5 protein-coding genes and 1 pseudogene are annotated in these 8,439 nt (G+C 44.8%); 4 read left to right on the top strand and 2 right to left on the bottom strand.

The window, feature by feature from the left end; translation table 11 throughout:
- Positions 1 to 252 precede the first annotated feature (252 nt).
- Positions 253 to 1,716, bottom strand: coding sequence for a DnaJ domain-containing protein (locus tag QZ918_RS03485; protein ID WP_293331078.1), 1,464 nt, complete (start codon positions 1,714 to 1,716; stop codon positions 253 to 255).
- 362 nt (positions 1,717 to 2,078) lie between these two features.
- Here QZ918_RS03485 and QZ918_RS03480 point away from each other — a divergent pair, with 362 nt between their 5' ends.
- Together QZ918_RS03480 and QZ918_RS03475 are read left to right on the top strand one after the other, a co-directional pair.
- Positions 2,079 to 5,162: a DNA polymerase I gene (locus QZ918_RS03480; RefSeq protein WP_293331099.1), complete on the top strand. Its 3,084-nt coding sequence runs from the start codon at positions 2,079 to 2,081 to the stop codon at positions 5,160 to 5,162.
- Positions 5,163 to 5,175: 13 nt separating this feature from the next.
- Positions 5,176 to 5,748: a thermonuclease family protein gene (locus QZ918_RS03475; RefSeq protein WP_293331075.1), complete on the top strand. Its 573-nt coding sequence runs from the start codon at positions 5,176 to 5,178 to the stop codon at positions 5,746 to 5,748.
- Here the strand turns inward: QZ918_RS03475 and QZ918_RS03470 are convergent.
- A complete protein-coding gene (locus tag QZ918_RS03470; protein ID WP_293331072.1) occupies positions 5,705 to 5,827 on the bottom strand; it encodes a hypothetical protein in 123 nt (40 codons plus the stop codon). The two genes, QZ918_RS03475 and QZ918_RS03470, sit on opposite strands and share 44 nt — an antisense overlap.
- A 303-nt stretch (positions 5,828 to 6,130) precedes the next feature.
- On the opposite strand from QZ918_RS03470, the pseudogene QZ918_RS03460 reads away from it, so the two are divergent.
- Positions 6,131 to 7,415: pseudogene (locus QZ918_RS03460) on the top strand (transposase).
- Positions 7,416 to 7,803: 388 nt separating this feature from the next.
- Positions 7,804 to 8,328: a hypothetical protein gene (locus QZ918_RS03455; RefSeq protein ID WP_293331069.1), complete on the top strand. Its 525-nt coding sequence runs from the start codon at positions 7,804 to 7,806 to the stop codon at positions 8,326 to 8,328.
- Positions 8,329 to 8,439: the final 111 nt, after the last annotated feature.

Raw genomic sequence — 8,439 nt, 5'->3', positions numbered from 1 at the left:
TTAATCGTTCACTGTTCATTTAGGGAGTGGATAGGTTTTCTTTTTCACCCTCATTCTCTCCTGGGACGGTGGCTTTAGTTCTTCTTTTGCCACCGTTCTCATCTTTGGTTAGTCTAAACTACAGTAATTTTTCCTCAGGACTAATGCTGTTCGCTCGGAGGGGACAGCACTAATGACTAATGCTGTTCGCTCGGAGGGGACAGCACTAATGACTAATGACTAATGACCAATGACTAATGACTACTGACTAATTTAAAAGATTCGCCCAACCAGCCAATTTCCCAACCACAGCCCGAAACCAGAAGTAGCCACTAACAGGATAAACGTGTAGATCCCGCCATTGCCGATCGACCTTTCCCCAGCTACCATCCGCGCCACAACTCCCGCAACAATCCCGATCGCAGCCCAAGCCCCATAAACAGCCCCAGAGCCCGCCACAGCCAAGGCTTGGGGTAGGGCCTCCGCACCCTGCCCAGCCAAAGCCCCCGCCCACGCACCAATCAAGAGCCCGATCGCACCTCCAAGCCCGACGGGCCCACCAGAATGCACGCCTAGTTCCGCCGCCAGCCCGCACATCAAGCCGACAATCCCCCAACAAACCGCCTCCACTAACACCTTCAGCCAATTACCGGAACCCGTTCCAGCCATCAATCCCACCACTGTCAGCACTCCCGCTGCTGCCAAAACTACAGCCACGGCCCGGGACTGGGCCTCTGAACTGGCGATCGCCCCCATAAGGGCCCCAACTAGCGCCCAAGCAGCCCCTGTTACGATTCCTCCCGCCTGAAAACCGGCGATCGACCCCCCCACCGTGCCAGCCAGAACTAACGCCGCCAGCCACACTCTAGACGTTGCCGAACCCTCCGCTAGCAAAATCGCGGCCCACAGCAAATCCGCACCCCAGATTAAAGTGAACATCCACATTGGGGCGTCAACTTTTGTCAAAATGTAGCTTGTCACAGCGTAACTCCCAACTGCGATCGCCAACGGCCCCCAAGGGAAGATGGAATATTTTTGAGATAGCTGCGGTTTTGAGTATTGAGTCGGAAATTCTTTTTTCCGGTTCGGGGTAAGGTAGGGATATTTTTGAGATGGCCGCGCTTCCCTCGCTACGGTGGGCCCATATGGCTTTTTTCCCCACGTTTGGCGATTTTGAGTTGTAAATCGTTTCTTGTTTTTCGGGTTGTTTGAAGTGGGATTTTTGTGGGATGCTGCTTTTTTTGGCCGGCTTTGAGTGCGCTGGGAACCGGGCTTACCGCCTGATTTTGCAGATCGCCTTCTCAGTGGCTTTTCGGGCGGCTTTTCTTGTGGTGGGGGCGGTGCGGGCTGCTGAGATTGTTTGTCGATCGACTGCGGTGGAGGCTGAGTCAGAAATAACACCAACTCGTCGTAAGCTTGATTGATTTCTATTAATCTTTGTTCGGCTTTTTGTTGCAGGCGATCGTTGTGAGCAAACCGATCGGGATGCCACACAAAGGCTAAATCCCTGTAAGCGCGCTTAATTTCTTCTGGGGAAGTTCCAGGCTCTATTTCGAGGATTTCGTAGCATCGATTAATGTCACCCATAAACTTCGTCGGCTGGTGTTGTTCAACAGTTGACAGTTGTAGGGGCAGTGCCCCCGTGCCTGCCCTCTTAGTTGACAGTTTGAGAGCTACCTCAACCCTTAAGTCCGAGGATTGGAGTAATGAATAGTCTGATTTTAATTTCTCCCTCAAAGCGAGAGACTTTCAATTAATTCTTTCTGGTAAATTTGCGATCGTATAGCGCTTCTCAGAAAAGTGAGGTATGCCCTATGCCCGGTTTGGCCTATGCCCGGTTTGGCCTATGCCCTATCCCCATGAGTACCTCATCTTTTTGAGAAAGGCTATACTTCTTATCTTCTACCATTCTCAGGCAAGCTGCACATTAAGCCGATCGACCAATTTTAGATTTTTGATTTGGGATTTTAGATTTGAGAATTGGGAATGAGTTATTCTATAAGGGTTTAGAGCTTTTTTGAGGTTGCGTTCGGTTTTGAAACAGGGATGACAACTGGGTAGAATGGAAAAATAGTTTCGGGCGATCGCCATCTGTGTCAGTGTCGGAAAATCAAGCTCCCACCTTCATCTTAGTTGACGGCCACTCCCTGGCCTTTCGCTCCTACTTCGCCTTTGCCAAAAGTCGAGACGGAGGCTTGCGAACTACCACAGGCATTCCCACCAGCGTCTGTTTTGGCTTTCTCAAGTCGCTGCTGGAAGTCATGGCCGCCCACGATCCCCAGTACATGGCGATCGCCTTTGACCTCGCCACGCCCACTTTTCGCCACGAAGCAGACGAAACCTACAAAGCCGGTCGTGCCGAAACCCCCGAAGATTTTATCCCCGATCTCAAAAACCTGCAAGAACTTTTGGGCTATCTCAATTTACCAGCAGTCACCGCTCCGGGCTACGAAGCCGACGATGTTTTGGGAACTTTGGCGAACAAAGCCAGCGCCGCGGGTTATGCGGTTAAAATCCTGACGGGCGATCGAGATTTGTTTCAATTAGTAGAAACCGAGAAACACATCAGTGTATTGTACTTGAGCACGGATGAACTCAGGCGATCGGGCAAAGGCAAATCCCAAGAATACGGCCCGGAAGCAGTCAAAGAAAAACTCGGAATTATACCAGCACAAGTAATAGATTACAAAGCTTTGTGCGGCGACAAATCCGACAACATTCCCGGAGTCAAAGGCATCGGCGACAAAACCGCCCTGCAATTGTTGGAAGCTTACCATTCCCTCGACGGCATCTATGCTGCGATCGACGAAATTAAAGGTGCAACCAAGAAAAAGCTAGAAGAAGGCAAAGAAGCAGCCTATCATTCTCAAAAAATGGCGACAATTATTCAAGACGTTCCCCTAGAAATCAACTTAGAAGATTGTCAGCTCAAAGGTTTTGACGAAGCAGCCTTAATTCCGATGCTGGAAAAGTTGGAATTTAAAACATTTTTAGGCAAAGTGCAACAAATTCAAAAACGTTTTGGTGGAATTATTTTTAATGAAGAATACGCCTTATGGTTTTGGACTTATGCTGATACCATAGCCGATAGGGAAGCAAAAAAATTACCTATCAAACCCCAAATAATTCAAACAATAGAACAGTTAAACGAATTAGTCCAACTGCTGGAAACCTGCACCGACAAAACTACACCCGTGGCGTGGGATACCGAAACCACCGCCCTCGAACCGCGAGACGCCGAATTAGTCGGAATTGGCTGCTGTTGGGGAACAGGCGAACAAGATGTTGCTTACATTCCCACCGGACATAAAACGGGAAAAAACTTAGACAAAGCCACTGTTTTAAATGCTTTGCGTCCGATTTTGGAGAGCGATAATTATCCCAAAGCGCTGCAAAATGCTAAATTCGATCGATCGATCCTGCGCTGTCAAGGAATCAAACTAGCAGGAGTCGTCTTCGACACCATGCTAGCCAGTTACGTACTCAATCCAGAAACTAGCCACAGCCTCAGCGAATTGTCAAAAAAATACTTAGGTATTGTCGCCAAAAGTTACAAGGAATTAGTACGAGCAAAAAACCAAACAATTGCTGACATCAGTATTCCGGCGGTAGCCGACTACTGCGGCATGGATGTTCACACCACATTTCAGTTAGTAGGTAAACTGAAAACCGAATTAGATAAAGCTGATGAAGCTAACTTTCCCGATAAGTCTTTGCACAAGTTACTGCTGGAAGTAGAACAGCCCCTAGAACCTGTTTTAGCTGAAATGGAATATCAGGGTATTCGCATTGACACAAAATATCTTAAAGAACTCTCCGACCAACTGGAACCGCAATTAGCAGCAATTGAACAAAAAATTTATAACGCCGTACCTCTTGATGATTTCAAGGCTTATCTCGCAGAAAAAATCGAACAGATTGAACCAACTTTAGGGACGGTTCCTCAGAAAGTTTACGAGGCCGTACCCAGTGCAATTTTAAAGCCTTATCTCAAGAAAGTCTTGCCAAAAAACAACCTTGATTTGGCTGAAATTAAGCAGAAAGTTCACAGCACAGCACCCAGTGAAATTTTAAAATTGAACTCACCAGCCCAGTTGAGCGAACTGCTGTTTGACATACTCAAGCTCAATACCCAAAAGTCTCGTAAAACCGCGACAGGCTTCTACTCCACGGATGCTGAATACCTAGAAAATTTGCAAGGAGACCATTTGGTTGTGGATGCTATCTTAAACTACCGTACCCTGCAAAAGCTTTACTCTACCTATGTAGATGCTATACCGAAGCGGGTGCGTCCCGATACTCAGCGATTGCATACTGATTTCAATCAAATTGTTACAGACACAGGTCGTCTCTCTTCTTCTAATCCTAATTTGCAGAATATTCCCATCGGTACGGACTTTTCTAGGCAAATTCGCAAGGCATTTGTGCCGGAAGAAGGTTGGTTGATGGTGTCGGCTGACTATTCTCAAATTGAATTGCGGATTTTGGCTCATTTGAGCCAAGAGCCTGTTTTAATCGAAGCTTACCAAAACAATCGAGACGTGCATACCGTAACAGCTCAAATTTTGTTTGAAAAAGAGGAAATAACTCCCGACGAGCGCAGGTTTGGCAAAACGATTAATTTTGGGGTAGTTTACGGTATGGGTGCTATTAAGTTTGGTAGATCGATGGGCAAAAGCTCAGCAGATGGCAAGGAATTTATTCGCCGATTTAACGAGCGTTATAGTAAAGTTTTTGAATATTTGGAGAAACTTAAAAAAGAGGCGATCGCGAATTGCTATGTCTCCACAATTTTAGGCCGTCGTCGCTATTTTGAATTCGAGGGTAAAAACATCAAACAAGTCAAACAAAATCAGCAAAAAGCAGAAGATATTAACCTAGATGAATTCAAGGGCATGAGTGAAAATGACGCCCAATCTTTGCGCGCCGCAGCAAACGCTCCCATTCAAGGCTCCAGTGCTGATATCATTAAACTTGCCATGATTGAGGTAGACAAAATTTTGCAAAACTATCAGGCGCGGCTGCTGCTGCAAGTTCACGATGAATTAATCTTTGAAGTACCTCCCGATGAATGGGAAGAATTGCAGCCCAAAATTAGAACGGCGATGGAAAGTGCTCTGCCGCTTAGCGTACCCCTGATAGTTGATATCCACGCGGGGCAAAATTGGATGGAAACTAAATAAAAAAAAGAAAACCATGACACAAAATAAAATCTCCCTTTCGCCTACAATCATCAGCTTGAGCGCAGTTGCTCTGCTTTTCCTACTCTCCGGCTGTCCGCAAAAGCTACCGCCCAACAATTATGCTGTCAAACGAGTCAGCGACGGCGATACTCTTGTCGCCAGCGATGTCGCCGGCAAAGATATTAAAGTGCGTTTTGCCTGCGTAGATGCACCAGAAATTGCTCACACTAACGCCGAAAAAAATAGCAAAAAAGCAGCATATAAAAATCAGTTTAAGTGGGGCAATCTAGCCGAGCAAAGAATGCAGCAGCTCGTCAAACAAGGGGGCGACCGCGTCGTTTTGACAGTCACTGATACTGACCGCTATGGCCGCAAAGTTAGCGAAGTTCGCTTACCAAATGGCACATTTGCTCAAGAAGTTTTGGTGCGGGAAGGATTAGCAATGGTTTACACTCCATATTTAAAAAATTGTCCGAGTGCAAGTATTTTGAAACAAGCAGAAGCCGAAGCCAAGAAAAATCGCCGCGGTATTTGGGGAGATTCTAAGTTTGTGCCAGCTTGGGATTTTCGGCACAGCGATAAATAAAGGAAGAGTTGACAGTTGACAGTTGACAGTTGACAGTTGACAGTTGACAGTTGACAGTAAATGTAGGGTGCGTCGCCACGAACAACTCTTGTTGCTATTGAGAGATATCGTAGCGACGCACCTTACCACTTATAACGGGATGAATAACAAAGGAGGTGATATTACAGGGTAAACGATCTACTCAATCAAAGTTCAAAAGCTTAGCAACACAGGTTTCTGTGTACCCGATTTTTTTGAAAAAGGCGATCGCCAAAAAATCAACCTATATGTATTATAAAACTTCATTAAGTTTGTAAGCAGTAGTAAGCAATCATAGTATCATATAGTCACAAGGGTCGTACCGGCGAAAATTATCGCGAGCGTTAAAAAATGGAGAGTCTAAATGCAACTAGCAGAGAGACACATCATTAAATCCAGCGAACACCGTTTTATTGAAATAGACGAATTAGCCTTTAAATCCAAAAATTTGTACAATGCCGCTAACTACGTTATCCGTCAAAGTTTTGTCTATGGATGGGGTTATATAAATTACAACGAAATGAACCGTTTGATGAAATCTCATCAAGCATATAAAGAATTACCAGCCAAGGTAAGTCAACAAATATTAATGATATTAGACAAAAATTGGAAGTCTTTTTTTGAAGCAGTCAAAGCTTACAAAATCGACTTGCGCGTGATTTAGCGGTCGCCCGAAATTACCAAAGTATAAAGATAAAGTCAAGGGTCGGAATATTCTTGTTTATACAATTCAAGCGATTAGTAGCAAGGAACTAAAGAAAGGAATTATCAAGCTGTCCGGTACTAAGATTTTAATTAAAACCCAGGTCAAACCAGAGCAAATTTGTCAAATTAGATTAGTGCCAAAATGTGATTCCTATGTAATTGAGGTAATTTACAATGCCTGTACCCAGCCGGAGCCCACCGTCGAAAATCAAAAAGAATTAGTAGCTAGTATCGATTTAGGATTGAATAATTTAGTAGCGCTAACTTCAAATCAGCCGGGATTTGTCCCATTACTGATTAACGGGCGACCACTCAAATCAATTAATCAATTCTACAACAAGCGTAAGGCACAACTGCAATCTCAATTAAAAGGAAACCGCTGCTCCTCATCACGCCTTGGGCGCCTGACTCGTTGCCGCCATCAAAAAGTTGATAATTACTTGCATCACACCAGTCGGCAGATAATCAATCTGCTCGCATCCGAAAAGATAGGGACGCTAGTAATTGGCAAAAACCAAAAATGGAAAAATGAGATTAATTTAGGCAAGAAAACCAATCAAAACTTTGTCAGCATTTCTCATGCTCGGCTAATTGAAATGTTGAAATACAAAGCCTCATTGGTCGGGATAAAGGTAATAGAGCAAGAGGAATCCTATACTTCCAAATCTGATTTTTTTTCTTTAGATCCAATTCCTGTCTATGGAAATATTGGCTCTGGGGATGTCACATTTAGTGGTTCGAGAATTAAGAGAGGATTGTACAAAACGTCGTCAGGTCGATTGATTAATGCCGATGTTAATGGGTCTTATAATATATTAAGAAAAGCAATCCCAAATGCTTTTAGCGATGGGATAGGTCGTGGGCGTAGCTCAGCCGAGGCGGGTTGATCCGCTCAAAGTGAAAGGGAAAGGGGAGGGCCGGGTGCCTCCCACGTCATGTCATAGATGACTATACTTTTACCAGCTATATTGACATCAGCAAAATTATGTTGTTGATGTGGTATCTGCGAAGCTCGATCGCACATTTGAGAAACCAGGTTTCTAGACATCGATGCGGAGCATCCTCATTTAGTACAATACTAAAGAGGTCGCTCTCCAACGGTCAACTGTCAACGGTCAACGGTCAACTGTCAACTGTCAACTGTTGAAAAAGCTTTCCTGTGTTCCCGACAGCACTACAAATGCAAAACCCAGATGTACCCAGTGCGATCGCACTTTTCTCTTAGCTGTTTTTAGAACAGTCAATAAATGTGATAGGCTCCAGATAAATCAATAGACTGCCACGAAAAGCGGTCTATTGCAATCACCCAGAAATTAGTTTGAGGGGACATCAATGAATATCAAACATCTCACTATCTCCGGGATTGCACTCCTGCTTGGTACTGCAATCGTAGGAAATGCTATTGCTCAAGAACTGACCAACGAGCAAAAAACTGTTACTTGTCGGTTGAAAACAGAAGTTGACCAGCGTTCGAGCAACGGTCAAAAATTGGTGTTTTGGCCATTGATAGGCACTGTTCGCAAGCAAGTTTCATCTCCTTTTAGAGCAACGCTGCATCCAGATATTGAGTATGTTTTTGTAGCCACTTGCGACGGAAATTGCCAGGATTTAAACCTAACCCTCAAGGATGCCAACAGCGGCCAAGAAATCGGTACGAGTCAAAAGACGGGCGAACTGGTATCAATCTCTTTTACTCCGCCATCCCAAGGGGAATATCAAATCACTGCTAAGCCTGGCGAATGTACAAAGGAAGAGGGTTGCAGTTTTGGTATGGGAATCTTCGTTCCTGCCTCTGCTACCGTACCTAATGCTTCAAAACTTCCTGCTGACTTAGCACAATTTCGACTTTGCCAGTAGAAGAATAGCGATAAGTTGTGAGTTGCGAGTAGAGTTGAGGCTTGAATCACCAATCAAATTCATAACTCGCAACTTATAGCGGTTCTCATAAATATGAGTTATGTCAAATTC

This window comes from Microcoleus sp. CAWBG58 (assembly GCF_020883045.1).
In the GTDB taxonomy this organism is placed as follows: Bacteria; Cyanobacteriota; Cyanobacteriia; order Cyanobacteriales; family Microcoleaceae; genus Microcoleus.
This window is presented reverse-complemented; position numbering and strand designations above follow the sequence as displayed.

What these genes read in the sequence shown, in the direction of transcription:
- QZ918_RS03475 (WP_293331075.1), top strand. Translation starts at nt 5,176, where the DNA reads ATGACACAAAATAAAATCTCCCTTTCGCCTACAATCATCAGCTTGAGC.
- QZ918_RS03455 (WP_293331069.1), top strand. Translation starts at nt 7,804, where the DNA reads ATGAATATCAAACATCTCACTATCTCCGGGATTGCACTCCTGCTTGGT.